The sequence below is a fragment of the Ruegeria sp. BF10 genome (genome assembly GCF_056538725.1).
This window is the reverse complement of record NZ_JBQFTR010000001.1, coordinates 236,330-258,658: the sequence shown is the minus strand read 5'-3', so window position 1 is coordinate 258,658 and position 22,329 is coordinate 236,330. Positions and strand designations below refer to the sequence as shown.

23 protein-coding genes and 1 tRNA gene are annotated in these 22,329 nt (G+C 56.2%); 15 read left to right on the top strand and 9 right to left on the bottom strand.

The annotated features are described in order from the left end of the window. Positions 1-219 precede the first annotated feature (219 nt). From ACR0DJ_RS01380 to ACR0DJ_RS01370, 3 genes are all read right to left on the bottom strand, one after another. On the bottom strand, positions 220-759 hold the full coding sequence (locus ACR0DJ_RS01380) for a SnoaL-like domain-containing protein (protein ID WP_480683626.1): 540 nt from the start codon (positions 757-759) through the stop codon (positions 220-222). A 296-nt stretch (positions 760-1,055) separates the two neighbouring features. Then, on the bottom strand, positions 1,056-1,841 hold the full coding sequence (locus ACR0DJ_RS01375; protein WP_480683625.1) for a formate/nitrite transporter family protein: 786 nt from the start codon (positions 1,839-1,841) through the stop codon (positions 1,056-1,058). A gap of 349 nt (positions 1,842-2,190) precedes the next feature. Beyond that, positions 2,191-2,637, bottom strand: a complete 447-nt coding sequence (locus tag ACR0DJ_RS01370) for a universal stress protein (protein ID WP_058283451.1) — start codon at positions 2,635-2,637, stop codon at positions 2,191-2,193. A 269-nt stretch (positions 2,638-2,906) separates the two neighbouring features. Here ACR0DJ_RS01370 and ACR0DJ_RS01365 point away from each other — a divergent pair, with 269 nt between their 5' ends. Next, complete coding sequence (locus ACR0DJ_RS01365; protein ID WP_480683624.1) at positions 2,907-3,392, top strand: hypothetical protein; 486 nt, start codon at positions 2,907-2,909, stop codon at positions 3,390-3,392. Positions 3,393-3,525: 133 nt separating this feature from the next. Next, positions 3,526-4,050, top strand: a complete 525-nt coding sequence (locus ACR0DJ_RS01360) for a flavodoxin domain-containing protein (protein WP_480683623.1) — start codon at positions 3,526-3,528, stop codon at positions 4,048-4,050. 123 nt (positions 4,051-4,173) lie between these two features. Here the strand turns inward: ACR0DJ_RS01360 and ACR0DJ_RS01355 are convergent, their stop codons facing one another. Further along, complete coding sequence (locus ACR0DJ_RS01355) at positions 4,174-4,467, bottom strand: hypothetical protein (RefSeq protein ID WP_480686219.1); 294 nt, start codon at positions 4,465-4,467, stop codon at positions 4,174-4,176. A 157-nt stretch (positions 4,468-4,624) separates the two neighbouring features. On the opposite strand from ACR0DJ_RS01355, the gene ACR0DJ_RS01350 reads away from it, so the two are divergent. The 3 genes from ACR0DJ_RS01350 (at position 4,625) to ACR0DJ_RS01340 (ending at position 7,562) form a co-directional block, all read left to right on the top strand. Next, on the top strand, positions 4,625-6,187 hold the full coding sequence (locus tag ACR0DJ_RS01350) for an arylsulfatase (RefSeq protein WP_480683622.1): 1,563 nt from the start codon (positions 4,625-4,627) through the stop codon (positions 6,185-6,187). Positions 6,188-6,313: 126 nt separating this feature from the next. Continuing rightward, on the top strand, positions 6,314-6,688 hold the full coding sequence (locus ACR0DJ_RS01345) for a DUF4345 domain-containing protein (RefSeq protein WP_109311468.1): 375 nt from the start codon (positions 6,314-6,316) through the stop codon (positions 6,686-6,688). A gap of 16 nt (positions 6,689-6,704) precedes the next feature. Further along, complete coding sequence (locus ACR0DJ_RS01340; RefSeq protein WP_480683621.1) at positions 6,705-7,562, top strand: DUF302 domain-containing protein; 858 nt, start codon at positions 6,705-6,707, stop codon at positions 7,560-7,562. 215 nt (positions 7,563-7,777) lie between these two features. Here the strand turns inward: ACR0DJ_RS01340 and ACR0DJ_RS01335 are convergent, their stop codons facing one another. The 5 genes from ACR0DJ_RS01335 to ACR0DJ_RS01315 all read right to left on the bottom strand — a co-directional run bounded on the left by ACR0DJ_RS01335 (position 7,778) and on the right by ACR0DJ_RS01315 (position 12,760). After that, positions 7,778-8,614 (bottom strand): nucleotidyltransferase domain-containing protein, encoded by an 837-nt coding sequence (locus ACR0DJ_RS01335; protein WP_480683620.1) that lies wholly within the window; start codon positions 8,612-8,614, stop codon positions 7,778-7,780. A gap of 423 nt (positions 8,615-9,037) precedes the next feature. Next, positions 9,038-9,114, bottom strand: a tRNA-Arg gene (locus ACR0DJ_RS01330). 64 nt (positions 9,115-9,178) lie between these two features. After that, on the bottom strand, positions 9,179-10,561 hold the full coding sequence (locus ACR0DJ_RS01325; RefSeq protein WP_480683619.1) for an ATP-binding protein: 1,383 nt from the start codon (positions 10,559-10,561) through the stop codon (positions 9,179-9,181). Between the two features lie 18 nt (positions 10,562-10,579). Continuing rightward, complete coding sequence (locus tag ACR0DJ_RS01320; RefSeq protein ID WP_480683618.1) at positions 10,580-11,998, bottom strand: dihydrolipoyl dehydrogenase family protein; 1,419 nt, start codon at positions 11,996-11,998, stop codon at positions 10,580-10,582. Positions 11,999-12,001: 3 nt separating this feature from the next. Continuing rightward, the gene (locus ACR0DJ_RS01315) at positions 12,002-12,760 is read right to left on the bottom strand and encodes a TVP38/TMEM64 family protein (RefSeq protein ID WP_438826506.1); all 759 of its coding nucleotides are present in this window, start codon (positions 12,758-12,760) and stop codon (positions 12,002-12,004) included. A gap of 268 nt (positions 12,761-13,028) precedes the next feature. On the opposite strand from ACR0DJ_RS01315, the gene rpmH reads away from it, so the two are divergent. From rpmH to argB, 10 genes are all read left to right on the top strand, one after another. Beyond that, entirely contained in the window at positions 13,029-13,163 is a 135-nt protein-coding gene (rpmH, locus tag ACR0DJ_RS01310; RefSeq protein WP_005980833.1) for a 50S ribosomal protein L34, read from the top strand. A 25-nt stretch (positions 13,164-13,188) separates the two neighbouring features. Further along, a complete protein-coding gene (rnpA, locus tag ACR0DJ_RS01305) occupies positions 13,189-13,614 on the top strand; it encodes a ribonuclease P protein component (protein WP_480683617.1) in 426 nt (141 codons plus the stop codon). After that, positions 13,611-13,856: a membrane protein insertion efficiency factor YidD gene (gene yidD, locus ACR0DJ_RS01300; RefSeq protein WP_152456928.1), complete on the top strand. Its 246-nt coding sequence runs from the start codon at positions 13,611-13,613 to the stop codon at positions 13,854-13,856. The genes rnpA and yidD overlap by 4 nt, the downstream gene beginning before the upstream one ends. Before the next feature lie 64 nt (positions 13,857-13,920). Then, on the top strand, positions 13,921-15,540 hold the full coding sequence (locus ACR0DJ_RS01295) for an acyl-CoA dehydrogenase family protein (protein WP_480683616.1): 1,620 nt from the start codon (positions 13,921-13,923) through the stop codon (positions 15,538-15,540). Between the two features lie 43 nt (positions 15,541-15,583). Beyond that, positions 15,584-16,477, top strand: a complete 894-nt coding sequence (ttcA, locus tag ACR0DJ_RS01290; protein ID WP_480683615.1) for a tRNA 2-thiocytidine(32) synthetase TtcA — start codon at positions 15,584-15,586, stop codon at positions 16,475-16,477. A 61-nt stretch (positions 16,478-16,538) separates the two neighbouring features. Continuing rightward, positions 16,539-18,071 carry a putative bifunctional diguanylate cyclase/phosphodiesterase gene (locus tag ACR0DJ_RS01285; RefSeq protein ID WP_425078884.1) on the top strand — a complete coding sequence of 511 codons (1,533 nt, stop codon included), beginning with the start codon at positions 16,539-16,541 and terminating at the stop codon, positions 18,069-18,071. 126 nt (positions 18,072-18,197) lie between these two features. Beyond that, on the top strand, positions 18,198-20,021 hold the full coding sequence (yidC, locus tag ACR0DJ_RS01280) for a membrane protein insertase YidC (RefSeq protein WP_480683614.1): 1,824 nt from the start codon (positions 18,198-18,200) through the stop codon (positions 20,019-20,021). Continuing rightward, positions 20,018-20,755: an MOSC domain-containing protein gene (locus tag ACR0DJ_RS01275; RefSeq protein WP_480683613.1), complete on the top strand. Its 738-nt coding sequence runs from the start codon at positions 20,018-20,020 to the stop codon at positions 20,753-20,755. The genes yidC and ACR0DJ_RS01275 overlap by 4 nt, the downstream gene beginning before the upstream one ends. Further along, positions 20,752-21,405: a ribosome biogenesis GTP-binding protein YihA/YsxC gene (gene yihA, locus ACR0DJ_RS01270; RefSeq protein WP_170346454.1), complete on the top strand. Its 654-nt coding sequence runs from the start codon at positions 20,752-20,754 to the stop codon at positions 21,403-21,405. The genes ACR0DJ_RS01275 and yihA overlap by 4 nt, the downstream gene beginning before the upstream one ends. A 60-nt stretch (positions 21,406-21,465) precedes the next feature. Further along, the gene (argB, locus tag ACR0DJ_RS01265; protein ID WP_425078887.1) at positions 21,466-22,329 is read left to right on the top strand and encodes an acetylglutamate kinase; all 864 of its coding nucleotides are present in this window, start codon (positions 21,466-21,468) and stop codon (positions 22,327-22,329) included.

Here is a 22,329-nt window from a genome sequence, read left to right as displayed (position 1 = left end):
CAGTCTGATTGTTAACCCGCATCAATAGCTCAATGCGGATTCCACGGCGTGACTTTAGATTTCGGTTGCGCCGAACTGACGGAATTGTTGCGCATGCGCAAGCATCACGCGATCGAAACAAATGCCCAATTGTCCATCCATCGTGTCAAAGCACTTACAAGTCACACTTCCAGCGTGCGGATGAAACCAACACTGCGTCAGTATTGCGGGTTGCCGCTCCTACTTCGGCAACATGAAGAACTCTTCCAGTACAATCTTTCCGTCTGCTACTGAATAAACTGCAATCTCACTCAAGGTGATACGTTGCCCAGTTTCCTTCTGCTTTACGTCAGCCTTATATCGCACACTGAAGCGGTTTGGGGGATGAACATAGGGGCCATCGACGTCAAATTCGATGATTTCATGAGCTGCCAGCCAATCCTCTCTTTTCCCTTTGATAGCATCACGGCCTTTGGTGATGCGAAACTGTCGAACCGGAGGCACAACCGCTTCTATGGATTGAGCGTTCTCGGCATACATTTCATCAACATTTGCAAGGCCCCTGCGATCACGCATCGCCTGAACAAATGTTCTTCCAATCTCGACTAATTCTTCCATGATAGCCCTCATTTTAGGCACCAACTGTATCACATCTTGCTTTTTCCAATCTTGACGAGGATCAATGAATTTAGATGTTGGCGAAGAATCCAGCACGGGAATGAGAGGGCAACTAGTGCAGTGACAAAGAACGGCCCAATTCCCGGCACCGTCATCAGCCAATGCGCCATCTCCTTGCCTCGTGGCCGGTGAGTCACCTCCGCATCCAACTCTCATATCTGACTGATCAACCGACTCGCATCCCGATCAGCGGACTTAGGCAAGCCTGTGCCGCTTACCCTTGTGTTGCACCATCATGCGGCAACCGATATCGACCACGAAGACAACCATGCTCCTGGCATCTAGACTATTGAGTGCAGGAAAAGCTTGTTCTGGGCTGCACAATTAGACAACGCCTTCAAAACCAACTGAATCCGATCGTTTTGCTCTGGCAGGCGCTGTGATCGAAGAAGTGGGTCTTACCGTTTAGTAGCGCCAAGATAAGCAAACCAGTAGGCCAAGGCGACTCCTCCCGCCCCGCCGACAATGTTGCCCAGAGTAACCCACAATAGATTGGTCGCCGCTGAGATAACCGGCACAGTTGCCCCCGCTGCCCAACCCTGCGGGAAGAAAAACATGTTCGCAATCGAATGCTCGAGCCCCAGTAACACAAAAGCAGTGACGGGCCACAAAACGGCCAGAACCTTGCCGGCGACGCTACGGGCGGCAAAGGACAGCCAAACAGCAAGGCATACCAACCCGTTGCACAGTGCGCCACGGGCGAAGGCCTCCATCGGTTCCAACCCTGCTTTGGCATCGGCTATCACCACGGCGGTATTGCCCATCGGCCCCTCGAGCAGGCCGGTCAGAGAGAAGGCAAATGCAAGCCCGAGGGCGCCCACGAAGTTTCCGGCGTAGACGATACCCCAGCTTCGAAACAGCAGTCGCAGTGGTATCTTGCGGTCGACCGCTGCGATCACCATCAAAACATTGCCGGTGAATAATTCTGCACCACCTGCGATCACCAGGATAAGGCCCAGGGAAAACACCGCGCCACCCAGAACGCGGATCGGCCCCGCAGCGCTGTCTGCGCCAGTAACCGCCATCGTATAGGCCGCTGCGCCAAACCCTATGAATGCCCCGGCCAGCATCGCAAGAACGAACATGGGTGCCATTCGCAACTTTGCCTTTGTGACCCCAGCAGTCTCAACTAATGTCGCAATTTCAGAGGGTTTATGAGCGTCGAACAGGGACGGGGTGTTCATGTCGGGCTCCAAAGTTACCACGGATCTACGTATCAGGGATTGTACAGCCTATCTTCTGACCTTGAACCAAAGCACAAATAAAAAGGGGAAGTTTATCTATTCCACCACAGTTCGGGTCGTTTCGCCTAACACAGTTTGGTCGCCGGTCATCGCCACACGCACCCATGACCTCGGTTTCAGCATCCGTTTTCGTGTCACCGTCATGAAGCAGTGGATGTCAGACTCCGTTTTCACGGCCGGGAGTTCAGCATCACGTAGTAGCCATCGAACCTTAGTTTTGTCACGAGGCTTCAATGCTGAGCTTATTGATCGTCATCGTTTTTGTGCCGATTGGGACCAAGTTTGAAATTTAGGCAACGGTCAAAACCGCACAAGTGGCATTCCGACTGATGCCTTGAGAGGTGCTCCCTTGAATCAGGCTACCAATGCTTCCCAATCCGCGGCGGCCCGTCACAATTAGGTCAGCTTTGCATTGCTCGGCGCATGCGATGATCTCGTCGACCGGATCACCGCGTTGGGTATGTGTTTGCGAAACTGTCTGATTGTATTCTTTGGCAATCTCTTTACCCGCGGAAATGATCTTGTCTGCTGCCTGCTGAACCTCTTCGTCTGAAGGCATTGTCGTGACGGCGTGATAGCCAGCAACCGCGCCCATTGCGAAAGCCACGGTTTGCGGCTGAGGTGTATGGACAAGGTGAATTTGGGAGCCATATTTGCTTGAGATATCACAGGCAACGCGTAGAGCTGCTTCTGACGCCTCTGATCCATCCAAGCCAACCACAATTATTTTGAACATGTCGCACTCCCTCCTTTGTGAGGGGTCAGTATGGGTGAACTTGCAGCAACTAGCATTGACTCAAATCAACACTTTTCGCTGCAAATTCGAGCGTTGTCGTCCGTTCGTTTCCAGAAGATTCACGGTAACCGAACCAACTTTAAAAATCGTTGGAATTGCAAACGGTTCATCCCAAAGAGGAAACAGCACATATTTATTGCGAAATACCTCCTGCAAACGCTGCTTTTTCAATGGGTATCAATTTAGCCCAACGATAAAGATCAAGGGTAATGGCGAGAAAAATTGCTACTATGGACGTGCGTATCAGTTCGTTTGGCGAAGACGGCGGATTGCTTACGACACGAAATTCAATCTTATTCCAGAGGAAAACAACGATGCCTTCCTCTTCGCCTTGGGTTCGCCCAGTTGCAATAGCCGCAGCACTCTTTGGTCTTCTTACTATTTTCTCCGGCGGAACGGCACTGTTCGGGGGTGCTGCTGCCAGAGATGCAGTCGGAGATGCAGTTCCATTCGTGCTTTGGTTCAATTTCCTGGCTGGATTTGTCTATTTGCTTGGTGCAATCGCGCTCTTTAAATCAACAACCTGGGCAACTCGAATTGCCTGGGTGATGGGCTTATCTACACTACTTATGTTCGCTGTTCTGATATTAGTGGCACTGTTTGGAACGCCGTTTGAATGGCGAACCGTCGGTGCAATGACCATACGCACTGGATTTTGGCTGGCGATAGCCGTAGCGCTTTCCAGAACCGCATGAGCCGACCAAACGACGCCGCACCCGCGTCCAAAAAACTTGGCAAGACAGTCACTTTTGATTGAGATCAAGGGCTGAAGCGAACGGTTTCGGCATAGTTGGCGCGCTTTTCGGATCGATTTACGGGAGGATCGAAATGACAGTGCTGATTGCCTACGGCACCGTTGAAGGTCAGACTGCCAAGATTGCTCGTTTTATCAACGATGTCACAAGAAAAGCCGGCTACGATACAATACTGATAAACACCGGAGACCAGATACGGCACGTGTCCCTTACAGGTGTGGACAGGGTCATTCTTGCGGCTCCTGTCCATGAACGCCGGCACCCTAAGCTATTCGAAGCGTTTGTTGAAACGCACAGACACGCGCTTGCGTCCCGGAAGTCGCTAGTGCTTTCGGTAGGCCTAAAGGCGGCTTTTGCAAGAGGCCAGGAAGACGCCTGGGACTATCTCACCGAAATGCTGATGCGTACGCATTTTGAACCTGACCTAACGGCTTTGGTTGCGGGCGCTGTGCAGCCTGACAACTATGGGTATTTTGAAGAAGAGATCGTTCAGCATGTTGTCTTAAAGGATCAAAAGATCGATCCAAGGGACGGTGCTCGGGAGTTCACCGATTGGGACGCTTTAACGGAAACCGTGGTAACATTCTTGGACAATTGATCCATCCCGTGGCTTAACTGCTGCCTTTCTTCAGTTGTCTTACCTGTAAATTTCGCCGCCACATTCCGCCTACGCCAGTTTTAACAGGCGTTCGAATTCACTGAATTCCATTCGCATGTCGGTTCAGGTTGCAGCAAAAAAGGCAGTTTGGAATTCGGCAAAATTGTTCTTAGTGAATGACTGTTTCGGAGAGTTGTGCTGCATCGCAAGGATAGGCGTGCCGCAGGAGCGAAGACCTTCTGCACGAGCAATAGCCGCGGCTGCGAAAGGCGGGTTTGTCCCGCATAACGGCTGCCACAGAACCAAACCTCGAATGGCAGGCTTCGCAACCGCTGGGTGATTGGTGGTGTAGTAACGAAGCGCGAACATCCTTGAAGCGGTTTTATGTGAAGCGATCTCTGGTTGAGTAGTGGCCATTCAGTGGAACGAGTACGAAAGGCTGCCTCGCGGACTTTGCGGCCGAAGAAATTTCTTGCACCAAGGTGCTGTGCCCCAAAAGTTAACAAAATAGACTGTTCCTCCAAGCCGATGTTTTTCCTATCGTTGGTGAGAAATTGCATGTCGGGAGGTCTTAATGAACAAGCTTATCTCAGTAGCGGGTGCGGTCTGCTTTGCTTTCACTGGAGCTTGGGCCGGCGAGCATGCCCCGCCCAACATTCTTGTCATCATGGCAGACGACGTGGGTTGGGCGAGCGTCGGCGTTTACCATGGGGGTGTCAAAAGCATCGAGACGCCGAACTTGGATCGCCTCTCATCTGAAGGTGCTCGTCTCACGGATTATTATGCCGAGCCAAGTTGTACTGCCGGTCGATCAGCTTTCATGACCGGACAGTTACCTATTCGGACTGGCATGCACACGGTAGGGTTGCCGGGGGATCCGATAGGGTTAAACCCAGATGATCCGACGCTTCCGATGTTCTTGAAAAAGTTGGGATACACGACGGGCCAGTTCGGTAAAAACCACTTGGGCGATCTCAACGAGTTCCTACCGACTACAAAAGGTTTCGACGAGTATTGGGGTTGGCTTTATCACTTGAATGCCATGGAATATACGTCTGATCCGGATTGGCCAGACGACCCAGAATTCAACGCGCAATTTGCGCCTCGAAACATCATCCATTCTTTTGCTACAGACGAGGAGGACGAAACAGTCGATCCGCGTTTTGGAAAAGTCGGGAAGCAGCGCATCATTGATGACGGACCTGCACCTCCTGAGCGCCAAAAGACTTTGGATGACGAAGTGACATCTTACACGAAGGACTTCATTTCTCGTGCAGTTGAGTCGGACACTCCGTTTTTTGTCTGGATGGCTCCAGCCCGTGCACACGTCTGGACCCACCTCAGCCCCGAATACGAAGCTATGTTGGGCAATGGGCGCGGACTTCAGGATGTTGTCATGGAGGAGTTGGACAACAACGTTGGTAACGTTCTCAGCCACCTTGAGGATCTGGGAGTCGCCGATAATACCATTGTGATGTTCACTGCCGACAATGGCCCGGAAACACTGACGTGGCCTGATGGTGGTACGACACCGTTTCATGGGGAAAAGGGTACTACTTGGGAAGGTGGCTTTAGAGTTCCTGCGATTATTCGCTGGCCGGGCAAAATTCCTGAAGGTCAAGTCTTGAATGGCATCTTCAGCGGAATGGACTGGATGCCAACATTTGTAGCTGCGGCTGGAGGTCCGACAGATCTAAGAGAAAAACTCCTAGAGGGTTATGAAGGGTACAAAGTACACCTCGATGGCTACAACCAGCTATCTTACTTGACCGGTGAGGACGAAAAGAGCAGCCGCCGCGAGCTGATTTACTATCAGGGTACGGATCTCCAAGCAGTACGTTACAACGATTGGAAGGCGCATTTTGTCGTTCAAAACCACGGCTGGTCAGGCCCGAAGGAAGAGTTGGTCGCCCCGTTGCTTTTCAACCTTCGCCGCGATCCTTACGAGAAAGCTGCGGAGGAAAGCGGGATGTACGTCCGCTGGATGGGCGAGAAAATGTGGGCATTCGGCCCAGCCGCCCGATTGGTACAGGCACATCTCGCTACTTTCGAGGAGTTCCCTCCGCGCGGGAAGCCGGTCGCCAATCAAGACCATGTTGAAGAACAGACATCAACCGAAGGCGGCATCTCTCAGTAGAGGAAGCGAGGCAACCAACACGCCATTCTCACCGAAGCGTGGGCATCCGGCTCCGATCATCGGATGCCCCAAAAACCGATTAGGAATTTCGCAAAAAAGCGAAACCTCTACGAAAAGGAGTCCTCCATGAGTGCTAGATTAGTACTTTTGCTGGCTGCCGTCGGTCTTGTGCCAATTGCGTTATCATACGGTCTGATGCCCGGCAGTTCGATCCCAGTTTTGCTGGGATTTCCGGTGGAAGGGACGAACCAGACGCATGTCTTCCGAGCAATTATGGGTCTTTATCTGGCAAACGCTTTGTTTTGGTTGGCGGCCGCTTCGAAACCAGAATTACAACGCCCCGCGCTGTGGGTTCTATTTTTGTTTATGTCGGGACTGGCCGTTGGACGCATTCTAAGCATTCTTATCGATGGAGTTCCGAACGGGATACTTCTCTTTTATCTTGCGGCCGAGATAGCGTTTGCGGCTCTGGCGGCGGTTTCACTGAAAAAAGTACGATGAAATAGGAAGTGGTAAAATGGTGAGGTTTGGCTTTGTTTTCTCGATGATTGCAACTTTATCAGTTTCGGCATCCGCTTTTGCACAATCTTCATCTGTCCAGATCGCGGTGGACGAAAACTTCTTAGAGCTTGAGACTGCCGTTGCCGAAGCGGGAGTTGCTCCAATAGCATCGATAGATCACTCGCGTCTGGCCAAAGCCGAAGGTGTAGAAATGCCAGCGTCTCGTGTATTCATTTTCTCTGATCCTGAGATAAACACGCCCATACTGAAAGAGAACGTGCGAGCAGGTTTGGACCTTCCTTTTCGCATTCTTTCCTTCGATCAGGATGGTCGCCCACAGATCGCCTACACAGACTCTCAGTTTCTCAAAGTCCGGCATGGGCTCACTCACGCCTCTTCGTTGCGCGCATTTCAGATCAAGTTGCTCGAAGTTTTAAACGACTTGGATGCAACACCAGCACCGTCCAGCGGATTGACTGCCGACTATGGGGTCATCGAACTGCGATCTCAGCTCAGCGTATCAGAGGCAGTTGAACGTCTCAGTTCAGCTGTGATGGGGCAGGACGATACAGTCTGGTTTGGGGAAATCGATTTTGCGGCCGAAGCGTCCCAACTGGGGGTGGAACTACCGGATGCAGTTCTCTTACTATTTGGCGGACCAGCACCCGGTGGCGTGGCAATGGCGGATTTTCCGGCAATTGGTTTGGATGCCTTTTGCCAAAAACTATTGGTTTACGCGCATGAAGAAGGCGGCTCCGTAGTTATTTTCAATGACATCGCTGCTTTGGCGGAGCTGCACTACGGTATTTCAGCCGAACCTCATCACGGTTTGAACACACGGCTGACCGAGACATTTCGGACGGCAATTGAGTAGCCACTGTTTGGGAAACGCAAAAAACCTTTGCCGATTGGCCATCTTTTCGTCGTCCGCTTTGGGCTCTTTTGAGACATTCGCTGCGTCTCGCATAAGTGTCAGGTTTTAAGTTCTCGGAGGAAAGGCCTTAGATAAAAGCCATTGGACATTGCTGAACAGGTGATATGTACAGTGGTCTCTCGTTGAATGCTTCATCTGCCGTCATGACTACTAGCTCATGTATCTTTGACAGTGGTGTATTGGCGTCTGGCATTTTCTTTCACGATGTGCCGCAGCAAGTTATCGCCCTCGGACCTGAGGTCTTGGCGATCTTCGTTCTTTATCACCACGGCTGCCCACGCCATCTGATCGTGTATGAAACCATCAATTATCGCTATGCGTTGTCCACGGCCCATTTCCTTGGTTTTGCTTTTAAGCACCAAAAGCCTGTCTATATGCCCGATAAGTTCGGGTGACAGGTCCTGATCTTTAATGAGATCATGCAGGTTCATCGGCGGCGGTGTGTCTGATATCTGCCTGATCCAGGAGATCGCCAAGGCGGGTCTCAGTATGTAGAAATACGCCTTGAAGCTCACCTCTTGGCTCTCACCAACGTGCTTGTCCCACTGCTTCTGTGCCAAGTTACGATAGTGGTGCAGGCAGGATTCACCGAAGGTCGTCTTGGCTGCGAAGGCAATCAGCCGTTCACAGACCGCGTCATTCCATCTGTACCTGATCGGACTGGACAACCATTCCAACATCACTGGGTTAGGTTTGACTAACAAACCAAGCGCTTTACGAATATCCCATCCGTTTATGTCCCAATCGCCCTCAATGGGCAGTTCGATGACATCGCGACCGGGCTCAATACTCAGATACCAATCTGGCCGATGTACATAGATGAAGCGTACATCGTAATCGCTGTCGGGAGACGGGAATCCCCATGCACGGCTACCGCTTTCAATGGCGAACAGCACTCGGACATCATGATCCGCTTCTAAAGCGGTAAGCTTAGATTGGATGACCTGCTCGATCTCAGGCGAAACGCTGGACGCGAAAGTTAGACGGTTCATTGGGTTTCTCGCAGTATCAAGACGGCCATCTGGAACGGTACATCATGGTTTTATTAACAAGACCTGGGGGAGCAACCGCGGCGCTGTGGCTACTGAGACCGTCGGATCAGATTAACTGATTACTCTGTTCGCCAGTTCACGAACTACACCCTGTGTCTCTTTGGGATATGCCTGCGGGCCGCACCACCCCTGTCGAATAGCGTTGCCTCGCCCCCTCCCGCGTTCGCCACGTGGCAGATTAGCAGGAACAGGCAGCTTCGCTGTCTGATCTGCAAATCAGCTCTGATTTTCCGAAAGGGAAGTCAGATCAAATTCAACTGATGTCCAACTTTGGGGGCGCCTTCTGATGTCGAACATTCACTGTTTTTCTGGTCCAACTATGACGGTTGGGTCAGGTTCGTGTGACGTTCAACAGGAAACCAGTGGCGGACCGAGGAGGATTCGAACCCCCGACCCCTTGATTCGTAGTCAAGTACTCTATCCAGCTGAGCTATCGGTCCGCGTTGGTGAGGCGCTGTTTAGACCTGCCGCCCAAGACGTGCAAGCCGATTCTTTAAAAAAAAATCAAAAAGTCATGTCCCCACGCGGAAGGCTGATTTCAAAGACAGTTCCCTCGGGGCCCGTCTCTTTCAAGATCAGATCCCCGCCATGGCCGCGCACCAGCTCCTGCGAGATTGCCAGCCCCAGACCAGAGCCGCCCTTTCGGACCCCCCCCTGGAAAGGCGTGAACAGGTTTTCGCGTGCTTTGGGGGGAAGGCCCGGCCCCGTGTCGCGGATTTCGATGCACCAAGTGTCGTCGTATTCACACCCGGCAATGGTAACCCGGCCAGGTTTTCCGGAAGCAACCAGAGCCTGTCTTGCGTTGCGCACGAGGTTCATGATGACGCGGTACAATTGTTCGGGATCGGCGCGGGCCACAAGCGCGTCCGGCACTTCGTTCACGATCTCGACGCAACCATCGGCGACAGCGAGTTGTTCGCTGGCCGCGACATCCGCCGCGATTGCACGGATCGGAACCATAGTCAGGGTGGGCGCGGGCTCTTCCGCGCGGCCAAAGGCCAATGTGCTTTCACAAAGGGACACAGCCCGGGTGATGGAATTCACCAGTTTCGGTGCCATCCGCCGCACCAGTGGATCGTCGCTGGCCTCGATCCGGTCGGTAAACAGCTGCGCCGACGTCAGGATATTGCGCAGGTCATGGCTGACTTTGGCAACAGCCCCCCCAAGCTGGGCCAGCCTTTCGCGCTGTTTGAGCGCCTGGGTCAGGTCCGTTTGCAGCATCTTCAGCGCCTCCTCGGCCTCGCGCAGCTCCGTCACCTTCGAATTCGGTGTGATTACGCCACGCGCGTCCTCTGGCGCACTGGCATAGCGCTGCATGTAGCCGACAACGCTTTTGATGGGGCGCACAAGTACAACGCGCACGGCGAGAAACAGAAAAAACGCCGTGATGATGGAAATGACGAAGGACAGACCGAGAATACGCAACCCATAGTCAACCATCGCCGTTCGCAAGGGCATGCTATCCGTGGTGACTTCGATCAGAAGGCCTGCCCCCTTGACCGGTTCTCCGATGACCCGGATGACTTCGTTTTCGGCCTTGAAAAAACGGCTGATCGCATCCCGGATCAGAACCCAGGGGCTTGCATCCCGCAAATCGAACGTGTCGGCGACTGGGCCCGGAATAGGCGACGACAACATCAGCTGCCGAACCTCATCCCGTCGCAATACGACGTTATAGACGCCTGCGTTTGCCAGCAGTTCCGCCTCAAGATCTTCCGCCAGCATATCGTCCGCCAGCAAAGCCAGCGAGGCGATCTGCGCGCGTTCGAGCCTGTTCAGCAGAAAATCCTCGCGGAATCGGGCGATCGACGGGACAAAGATCAGGACTTCGGCCAACATGACGAAGACCGTCGTCAGGATCAGAAATCGGCCCGACAGCGAGTTCAATTTGCGCCCCTCCTCAGGTCAGGGAATCCAGCGCTGGACGAACCTGACAACTCGTTTAACTGTCTGATTCTCAAACAGCCTTGGCGAGAAATAGGCACCCGCCACACGTTTGTTAAGCTCTCCGATCGTCGGATAGGGTGAAACCATGGCGGCGATCTGCCCCATCTTCAGGTTATTGGCCAAAGCCAACGACCACAAGTTGATCAACTCGCCTGCCTGATGCCCGACGATTGTGGCGCCGACGGGTCGGCCTTTCACGACCATGACCTTGACGAAACCTTCGGTTTTGCGCTCGGCAATCGCCCGGTCATTGTGGTGATAGTCAAAGCGGGCGATTTCGAGATTTTCTCCATGCGCTTTGCGCGCCTGAACTTCGGTCAGTCCGACCTGGGCCAGCTCCGGGTCCGTATAGGTGGCCCAAGGGATATGTGCCGTTTTCGCCCTCGACGGCAGACCGAACAGGGCCGACCGTATGATGACGCCCGCATGATACCCGGCAACATGGGTGAATTGCAGGCCACCTGCCACATCTCCGATCGCATAGACGCGGCGATTGGTCGTGCGCAGCGCGTCATCCGTCCTGAGGCCGGTTCTCGTGCGCTCAATTCCGGCCACGTCCAAGTTCAGACGCTCAATATTGGCTTTGCGTCCGGCAGCGATCAAAAGGTGGGAGCCACGATGAATATCACCGTTTTCGGCAACGACTTCCACAGCACCTTCTGTTCCGCGAACCTGCGCGACCAAGGCGTTTTCCTGGATATCCACACCTTCACTGCGCAGGGTATCCAGCACCACGGACGCTGCCTCGGGGTCGTCTTTGCCCAAGGCTTTGAGCCCTTCGACAACCGTCACCTTGCTGCCGAGGCGTATATGGGCCTGCGCCATCTCCATCCCGATCGGGCCGCCCCCGATGATCAGCAGGTGATTTGGCCGCTCTTTCAAGTCAAAGATGGTTTCGTTCGTATAATAGGGCACCGTGTCCAACCCCGGAATCGGCGGCACCAGCGGCGACGAACCGGTCGCAATGACGATGCGACGCGCAGAGATGACATGATCCCCGGCCTGCACCTTTTCTGGGGATATGAACGCGCCGTATTCGCGAATGACCTTCACGCCAAAGCCTTCGAACCGCTCCTGGCTGTCCATCGGTTCGATCTGAGCGATCACATCATGAACATGATCTTTTACGGCGGCATAGTCGACCTGCGGGCTGGTATTCGCGACGCCAAAAAGTGCGGAATGCGCCTGACCATAGGCCACCTTGCCGCTGGCAATCAGGGCCTTCGACGGGACGCAGCCGAAATTCAGGCAATCACCGCCCATCTTGTGCCCTTCCAGCAGGACTACATCCGCACCCATCTGGCTGGCACCTGCGGCGACAGACAATCCTCCGGACCCGGCACCAATGACCAGGAGATCGGTTTTCAGCTCTTTCATGGCTCAGGTGCCCCTTTTCGCGCGCAGTGCTTTGAAAACGATGGGCAAGGCGGCCAATACACACAACCCGATAATCGGCCCGATCACGAACGGTTCCCACAGCAATGAAACATCAGGCGTTTCCCCGCGGTCGAACACACCGCCCAAACCGACTCCGATCCACGTGTACACGATACCTCCGGGGATGATGCCCAGCGCGGTCGTCAAAAGGAAATTACGGAACTTTACACCGACCAAAGCCGGCACGAGATTGGCAACAAAGAACGGCACGACCGGCACCAGACGCAGCAGAAACAACACCGAGATTTCGTTTTCCCGCAGACCGTCTTTCAGCCTCTTGACCGTCCCCTCTGAAGATTCCAGCCGCGACGTCAGGGCTTCGCCCAAGCCCCAGCGCGCCGCCAGAAAGATCGCCGACGCGCCGATGGTGGCCGACACGACATTGAAAACGGTTCCCGCAAAAAGACCGAAAAGAAAGCCGCCCGTCATCGAAGCCACCGCAGCACCCGGCAGGGAAAAGGCCACTATGGCGATGTAAATGGCCACAAAAGCGGCAGCCATGATCCAATAGTGACCGTCCCGCCACGCCAGAAGCGCCTCGCGATTGTCCCGCAAGGTCTCGAAAGTCAGGTAATCCCCAAGTGTGAAAAAGCCGACAACGGCAACGCTCAGGATTACAAGCAACGGAATGTGGCGCGCGAAACCGTTGCGCGGCGCATGGCTTGTGTCGGACATCAGGTTTTCCGGTTCATTCTGCTTCATCTTGTGCCCAAGATGCGCTGCTTGGCGGGCCAGCAACAGGGGGATCACGGGGCCTTGATCTTTGTGGCACCGAATGTGAGGGATTTCGGTGATAAACGGGCATTTTGAAACCTTTTGCCGTTGCCGGTTACAGAATTGTTGCAAAAGCCGCGAAAACCTGGCTGTTGGGGTTTGACTTACTCACCGCTTGGCAGTAGAGGACGGGCTTCGAACACCACGGGCAGGCGAATCCGCGCCGCACCCGACCGCATAGATTGGAGACGGAGCGATGAAACGCACCTATCAGCCTTCGAACCTGGTTCGCAAACGCCGCCACGGTTTCCGCGCGCGCATGGCCACAAAGGCCGGCCGCAAGATCCTGAATGCACGTCGCGCACGCGGCCGCAAATCGCTGAGCGCGTAAACCGCTCACCGATCAGGTTATGAACATGACGCCGCCGGAGGCCCCTGAGGTTGGTAGGAACCACCCCGGGAATACGCCCCCGGCGGCGTCCGTTTGTGCGCCTGCACCCCTGACCGTTCTCAGGAAACGGTCCGACTTTCTGAAAGCCGCGCGTGCCCGCCGACAAGGCACGTCCTCGATGATGGTACAGGCCCGCAAGCGTGCCCCCGGCGAGGCCGACGGGATTCGCGTGGGGTTCACCTGCTCGAAGAAAGTGGGCAATGCCGTGGCCCGCAACCGCGCAAAGCGCCGTCTGCGCGAAGCCGCACGGGCCGTGTTGCCCGAAGCCGGCCGCGACGGGTGGGATTACGTGTTGATCGGCCGTGCCGAAGTCACCGCCAACCGCCCCTATGACGCACTGTTGGACGACCTGCGCTATGCGCTCCGCAAGGTGCATGCGGCCGAAAAATGACCTTCCTGTCCCATATCGTCGCCCTGCCTGTTCGGGCGTATCGGCTGATCTTCAGCCCATGGGTCGGTTTCAACTGTCGCTACCAACCCACGTGTTCCGCCTATGCGCTTGAGGCGCTGGAAAAACACGGGGCAGTCAAAGGCTCTTACCTGGCTGCTCACCGGATTTGCCGCTGCCACCCCTGGGGCGGCGACGGATATGATCCGGTGCCCGATGACAAGCATAACGACCCTTCGTCCTGACCCCCCGTCAGACTTGACCGGTATACGCAGCGCCTGAACAGTTGGACCAGTCCAACCCGAGGTCATGATGAAATCCCCAGCGCGTGACACCCTGCCGACCCACGATGTCCTGAACCAACCGCCCGTGCGCGGCGACACCGATCTCTGGCTGTCCGATCCGGTCCTGCAAGACGCAGCAAGAACAGCGGGCGCGCGCGCTTTGGAACTGGCGGCATATGGCAAGAGGCTAGGAACCGAAGAAACCCGGGAGCTGGGACGGGACGCCAACCGGCATCCGCCAGAGTTGCGTCTGTTCGACCCGGGTGGCAGACGTCTGGACGAGGTGCGCTTTCACCCGGCCTATCATCAGATGATGCAGATCAGCCAATCGGCCGGCTATGCCGCACTGGCCTGGGATGGACAGCCCGGCGGACATGCGACCCATGCGGCGATGGTTTACTTGGCCGGGCAGGTCGAGCCCGGGCATTGCTGTCCGATGACCATGACCTATGCAGCAATCCCTGCACTGGCCGCCAATGACCACATTGCCTCACTCTGGCAGCCAAAACTCATGGCCCGGCACTATGATCCTTCGGAGGAACCGATCGGTCAAAAGACCAGCGCGACGCTGGGGATGGCCATGACCGAGAAACAGGGCGGCTCGGACATACGTGCCAACACGACCGTTGCCGCACGCGACGGGGATCACTGGCGCCTGCGTGGGCACAAGTGGTTCTGTTCCGCGCCAATGTCGGATGGGTTCCTGACGCTGGCGCAGGCGCCCGGTGGGTTGACCTGCTTTCTGGTGCCCCGCTGGCTGGAGGGCGAGCGCAATGCGATCCACCTGATGCGCCTGAAAGACAAGCTGGGCAACAAATCCAACGCATCCTCGGAAATCGAGTATCATGACGCGCTGGCCTATCAGTTGGGCAAAGAAGGCGCGGGCGTGCGCACCATACTGGAAATGGTGCATCACACGCGGCTCGATACCGCCATGGCGCCGGCCGGGCTGATGCGTGCCGCGCTCAGCGAAGCACATCATTGGGTGACCCATCGCAACGCATTTCAGCGCCGATTGATCGATCAACCGCTGATGCGAGCGGTCCTGTCCGACCTTGTTCTGGACTGGGAAGGCGCAGTGACCCTGGGAATGCGTGTCGCGCAGGCATTTGACGGTCAAACGCCCGAAGACAAGGCCTTTGCCCGGATCAGCGTCGCATTGGCCAAGTTCCTGAACAACAAGCACTGCCCGGTCGTCGTCGTCGAAGCGATGGAAATACTGGGCGGCATGGGGTATGTCGAAGACACGCCCCTGCCCCTGATCTATCGTGAAGCGCCCCTGAACAGCATCTGGGAGGGGTCAGGCAACGTGATCTGCCTCGATATCCTGCGCACTCTGGCCCGTGAGCCGCTGGCTGCCGAGGTTCTGGAGGCCGAGTTGGATACGGTGAGAGGCACGGACAGAAGGTATGACACAGCTCTGACCGCGCATCGCAGCCGCTGGCCCGGTCTGCCGCCCGAGGCCGAAGCGCGCTGGTACGCCGAACGCACGGCACTGCTGCTGACGGCCTCGCAACTGCTGCGTCACGCGCCGGGCGCTGTGGCTGACGGCTTTGTTGCCACACGTCTTTCCGGCGATGGCGGCCGCATTCCCGGTTCGGTGGCCGGGTTGGATACCGACGCCCTGCTGGCGCGGCTTGGCTGACCCGCCACTTGCCCGGTTGCGCCATCTGCTGTAGGGGCTGCGCATGTTTGATGATGCAGATGATATCCACCCGCTCTTTGCCGGCGCGCCCTCGACCACCGAGTTCAAGAAACTGCGCAAACGCATCGTGCGCCAGACCCGCGAAGCGATCGAGCAATACGGGATGGTGGACCCGTCCGCCCACGACAAGGACGGCAAACCGCCACGCTGGCTTGTCTGCCTTTCGGGCGGCAAGGACAGTTATACGCTGCTGGCCGTCCTCTACGAACTCAAATGGCGCGGATTGCTGCCTGTCGATCTTCTGGCTTGCAATCTGGATCAGGGGCAACCCGGATTTCCGGCCACGGTCCTGCCAGAGTTTCTGGACCGCATGGGTGTGCCACACAGGATCGAGTATCAGGACACTTATTCTGTAGTGATGGACAAGGTTCCGCAGGGCCGAACCTATTGCGCCCTGTGTTCGCGGCTGCGCCGCGGCAACCTGTATCGCATTGCCAGGGAAGAAGGCTGTTCCGCCGTCGTGCTGGGTCATCACCGCGACGATATTCTCGAGACATTTTTCATGAACCTCTTCCACGGAGGCCGTCTGGCCACCATGCCACCAAAACTGGTGAATGAAGAGGGCGATCTTTTTGTCTTCCGCCCACTTGCCCACGTCGCCGAAGCTGATTGCGAGAAATTCGCCAAGGCAATGCAGTATCCGATCATCCCCTGCGATTTGTGCGGCAGTCAGGACGGGCTGCAACGGCAGCAGGTCAAACAGATTCTCGATCAGTGGGAAAAGAACAGCCCAGGTCGGCGTCAGGTTATGTTCCGCGCGTTAACAAATGCGCGCCCGTCGCACCTTCTGGATGCGAAACTCTTTGATTTTATTAACCTTTCCGTAAACTCTGGCGAAAAAACGGAAAATTTGGAAGAAATACCTCTGCTGCGTTAACGACTGACTCAGACTGGTTTCCTAGGCTCGGCATACAATTCATGCCCAAGGTCAGGACCCGATGCGGAACCATCCTTTCGTCGACCGTATTATTGAAGCTTTGAGAAACGTGGCATACGGACCAGCCGTTCTTGCCTTTGTTCCGGCAACAAGCCTGGGGGCGTTCTGGCTTGGCGGTGAACCCGCGTTGATCGCAGTGGCCCTGGGTTTGCCCCTGATGATTGCCGGCATAGAGGCAATGACCCCCAACCCGGCAAACAGGAAACGGCAACAGGGCGGTCTGCTGCCGAATGACCGGTTCGAAACCGTTCTGGCAGAGGTGCTCTCGGATAGCCGTCGCAGGGGTGAAACATCAGCCTGTTTCGCTGTGATCCTGGACGACTATCTGCAAATGCTCGATCTGCATGGCCAAGCAGCAGCGAACCATGTGGCACAGCAATTCTGCTCTCGTGTCATATCCATGATCCGCGCCAATGATTCCGCAACCCGAATCGATGGAAACAAGATGATGGTTGTTCTGCACCCGGCGCAACAGCTTGATCTGGAAACCTGCATTCAGATGTCGGGACGAATGCAATCCGCAGTCGAAGACCCCATAATGCTGAACGGAACCGGAGTTTACATGTCCTGCTCCATCGGTTTCTGCCTCAGCAGCAATGTCCCCGACGGCACCGCGACAGACTGGTACAATGCTGCAAACAACGCGCTGCAAGAAGCACAGCAAAACGGGCCATCGACGATTCGTGCCTTTTCGTCCGAAACGCGTCGCCGGGCTCAGGTCAGAACCAATCTGCGCAAGGAATTTGATGCGGCGTTGGAAAGCGGTGAGATTCGACCATGGTTTCAACCGCAGATCTCGACGGATACCGGCCGCGTGTCCGGGTTCGAGGCTCTGGCCCGCTGGGAACACCCGAAAAAAGGAGTGCTGGGCCCCAATGTCTTTCTACCCTTTGCCGAACAGGCAGAGTTGATGGGCAAACTGGGACAGGCGATGCGGCATCACGCCTTTTGCGCAATGCGCGAATGGGATCGCGCCGGTCTGACTGTACCGCGCATCGGCATCAACTTCTCGTCGGACGAATTGCGCGACCCGGGGCTGATCGACCGCCTGAAATGGGAATTGGATCAATTCGACCTGACGCCGGACAGATTGGCGGTCGAAGTATTGGAGACCGTGTTTTCCAGAGGGCCGGATGACGTAATCACCCGCAATGTCACGGGCTTGGCCGCAATGGGGTGCTGTATCGATCTGGACGATTTCGGCACCGGGCATGCCTCGATCGCGTCAATCAAGCGGTTCAACGTGTCCCGGATCAAAATCGACCGCTCTTTCGTGACAAAGGCGGACCAGGACCCAAGCCAGCAGCAGTTGGCCAGCGCAATTCTGACCATGGCAGAACGGCTGAATCTGGAAACGCTTGCTGAAGGGGTCGAGACGCCCGGGGAACACGCCTTGATGGCGCAATTGGGATGTGACCATGTTCAGGGGTTTGGCATTGGCAAGCCCATGCCTTTCGAAAAAACCGAGGGCTGGATCACGTCTCATCGCAACAAGATCGACGGAATGCCCAAAATCGGGCGGCAAACCGGCTGAAGAACCGGAAACTGCACCACAGAAGACCAATCCGTGACGAAATGACGAGCGATTCCGCTTGACCTTTGGGCCTGCACTCTGTTGAACCCTGCGGGTGTCTTTCACTGCTCAAGGTGGCTGTCCCAGATGGACGATCAGAACAAGAATCTCATCCTCGCAACCGCGCTCAGCTTTCTCGTGATCCTGGTCTGGTTCGTGCTGTTCCCTCCACCGGAACCGACGCCAACCACGGAACAGGCTGAAATCGCCAGCATCGAAGGGAATGAGGTTCAGACGCCCAGCGCCGCCGACACCGGTACGGTCGGCGAAGCAACTGCAACCGCCACCGAAGCCGAAACCGAGGCGCCCCGCGTCAGCATCGACACGCCCCGCCTGACGGGTAGCCTGTCGCTTGCCGGTGGCCGAATTGATGAGCTGTCGCTGAAGGATTACAAGGTTTCACTGGACGAGGATTCTCCGATCGTCGAACTTCTGTCCCCGGTTGGAAGTGACTCTGCATATTATGCCCTTTACGGCTGGGCCCCCGGCGCGGGCCTGTCGGTCACGGACGTTCCCGGCCCGAACACTCTTTGGACGCTTGAGCAGGGCGAAACTCTGGGTGTTGATACTCCGATCACGCTGGCCTGGGACAATGGAAACGGCCTCACCTTCCGCCGCACCATTGCCGTGGATGAAAACTACATGTTCTCGGTCACCCAGTCGGTCGAGAACACCACGGACGCCGAGGTCGGCATGGCCCCCTACGGCATTCTGGCACGCCACGGCATGGGCGAAGACGGTGACCTGCCCGGCCTGAAGAATTTCTTCATTCTGCACGAAGGCGTCATGGTCATGGCTGACGGCGTTCTGGATGAGATCGACTATGGTGATGTGCGCGATTTCGATATCGACCCCAATGAACGCGCGCAGGCCGAGGTCTTTCAGGTCAAAGAAGGCGGCTGGATCGGGTTCACGGATCACTACTGGATGACCACCCTGATCCCGGCCGAGGGTTCAGCGTTCAAGGCCGCTGCCAAATACGATTCACGTCGCAAGATTTACCAGACGGAAACGGTTCTGCCGACCCTTACAGTCGCGCCCGGCGCCACGGAAGAGGTCACAACCAGGCTTTTCGCCGGCGCCAAGGAATGGGAAACCATCCGAGAGTATCAGGCGGAAGGTGTTCAGAAGTTCATCGACAGCATCGACTGGGGGTGGTTCTACTTCCTGACCAAGCCGATCTTCTGGCTGCTGCACAACATCAATGCCCTGATCGGAAACATGGGCTGGTCGATCATCGGACTGACGCTGATCATCAAGGCCATCCTGTTCCCGCTTGCCTTCAAATCCTACGTCTCGATGGCGAAGATGAAGGAATTGCAGCCGCAGATGGAAGCCCTGAAAGAAGCCGCCGGCGACGACCGTCAGAAGATGCAGCAGGGCATGATGGAGCTGTACAAAAAGGAAAAGGTGAACCCTGCCGCAGGCTGCTTGCCAATTCTGTTGCAGATTCCAATCTTCTTCTCGCTGTACAAGGTTATTTTCGTGACGATCGAACTGCGTCAGGCCCCTTGGTTCGGCCCGTTCCAGGACCTGAGCGCGCCGGATCCGACTTCGATCATGAATCTCTTTGGCTTGCTGCCTTGGGCCGGCCCGCAGCCTGACAGCCTGATGGCGTTGATCTTCATCGGCATTCTGCCGCTGCTGCTGGGTATTTCGATGTGGTTGCAGCAGAAACTGAACCCGGCACCAACCGATCCGACGCAGGCAATGATCTTTGCCTGGATGCCTTGGGTCTTCATGTTCATGCTGGGTGGTTTCGCCAGTGGCCTGGTCGTATACTGGATCGCGAACAACACGATCACGTTCACACAGCAATATCTGATCATGCGCAGCCAGGGCTACAAGCCGGACGTGTTCGGAAACATCAAGTCCGGTTTCAAGCGGACGCCGAATACGGACAACAAATGAGCGGAACGGTTTCAGGCCTTTGGCGCCACCCGATCAAAAGCCACGGGCGTGAAGCCCTGAGCCAAGTCACACTCATCCCCGGGCAGACCATGCCCGGGGATCGCGTTTGGGCGGTCGCTCATGAGGCCGCCAAAACCGATGGTTCTGAATGGGCCCCCTGTTTCAATTTCAGCCGCGGTTCAAAAGCGCCTCAGTTGATGGCCATTTCGGCCGAATTGCAGGGCGAAAGGGTTACACTGCGCCACCCGCAGCGACCGGAATTGACTTTTGAACCTGATACGGAACAGGAAGTCTTTCTGGACTGGGTAAAGCCACTTATGCCTGCGGATCGCGCTGCATCAGCCCGGATTATTCGGGTTCCCGGGCGCGGCATGACCGACAGCGATTTTCCGTCGATCAGCCTGTGCAACATGGCATCGCATCGCGCAGTCGAACAGAAGCTGGGCCAGACTCTGTCCATTGTTCGGTGGCGCGGCAATATCTGGTTCGAAGGTCTGCCGTTGTGGGATGAGTTTGACTGGCTGGGCCGTGACGTGCGCATAGGCGAGGCCGTGCTTCGCGTACGCGAACGGATCACGCGGTGTATGGCCACCACTGCCAATCCCGAAACCGGTGAGAGGGACGCAGACACGCTGCGCGCCCTGAACAGCTGGGATCATCAAGATTTCGGCGTTTACGCCGAGGTCCTTCAGGGCGGCGAAATCCGCGTCAACGATGAGGTGCAGGTGCTATGACCACGCTTCCCTTCCCCCTGGCCGAAGACCCGGATGAATTCGCCCTGGAGCGAGGCCGCAAACTATTTGCAGGCCCGTCCGAGTTCGTCAAAGGCGTTGTCGCCATGAACGGCTTGCCTGCCCCGGACCGGTTGGAAGTCTGTTTTGCGGGGCGTTCGAACGTGGGCAAGTCCAGCCTGATCAATGCCTTGACCGGCACGAAGGGTCTGGCCCGCGCATCCAACACACCCGGCCGCACGCAAGAGATCAACTTTTTCACCCAAGGCCCGGAACTCTATCTCGTGGACCTGCCGGGCTATGGCTATGCAAACGCCCCGGTGAAAGTGGTCGAGAAGTGGCAGAAGCTGCTGAAACAATATCTCAGCGGGCGCCAGACACTGCGCCGTGCCTTTGTCCTGATAGACTCGCGCCACGGGGTAAAACCGGTCGATGACGAAATCATGAAGTTGCTGGACACCAGCGCCGTGACGTTTCAATGCGTACTGACCAAGGCAGACAAGGTCAAAGCCAACGAACGCGAGAAGGTGTTGGAACAAACCCGGGCTGCGTTGTCCAAACATCCCGCAGCTTTTCCGGAGATTGTGCTCACGTCTTCCGAAAAGGGTGATGGCATCGCGACCCTGCGGTCCATCATTGCGCATCTGGAATAGCTTCGCCCTTGGCAGCGTGGGGCAAAGGTCCTAACACGGTTTTCCAGAAGGACTTTAGCTATGAAGACACGAGATATGAACCGGGACTGGATCGCCACCGCAGCCACACTCAACAGCGCCCTGCCTTATTTGCAGCGCTATGATGGAGCCATTGTCGTCATCAAACTTGGCGGGCACGCCATGGGCAGCGACGAGGCGATGGAAAGCTTTGCCCGGGACGTGGTTCTGATGCGCCAGGTGGGTGTGAACCCGGTGGTCGTCCACGGCGGTGGCCCGATGATCAATGCAATGCTGGGCAAGCTGAACATTCAATCCGATTTCGTGAACGGCAAGCGAGTGACCGACAAGGCCACGGTTGAAGTGGTCGAAATGGTTCTGTCCGGCCTCGTGAACAAACGCATCGTACAGGCGATCAATGATCAGGGGGGCTCGGCCGTGGGCTTGTCTGGCAAGGACGCAAGCCTGATGGTCTGCGATCAGACAGATGCGTCGCTGGGCTTTGTCGGCACTCCGGCCGAGATGAATCCGAAGATCCTGCACGATCTGTTTTCCCATGACGTAATCCCGGTCATTGCGCCGCTTGGTGCAGGCCGCGACGGTGAGACATTCAACGTCAATGGTGACACGGCAGCCGGGGCAATCGCATCTGCGCTCAAGGCAGACCGTCTGTTGCTGCTGACGGATGTTTCCGGTGTCAAGAACGCGGCGGGTGATGTCGTGACCGAACTCAAGGCCGGTCAGATAAGGGAAATGACCCGCGAAGGCACCATTGCAGGCGGTATGATACCCAAGACGGAAACCGCGCTGGACGCCCTGCACAGCGGCGTGCGGGCCGTCGTCATACTTGACGGGCGTGCACCGAATGCCGTGCTGCTGGAGCTGTTCACCGAACACGGGGCCGGGTCACTGATACGCCCGGACTGA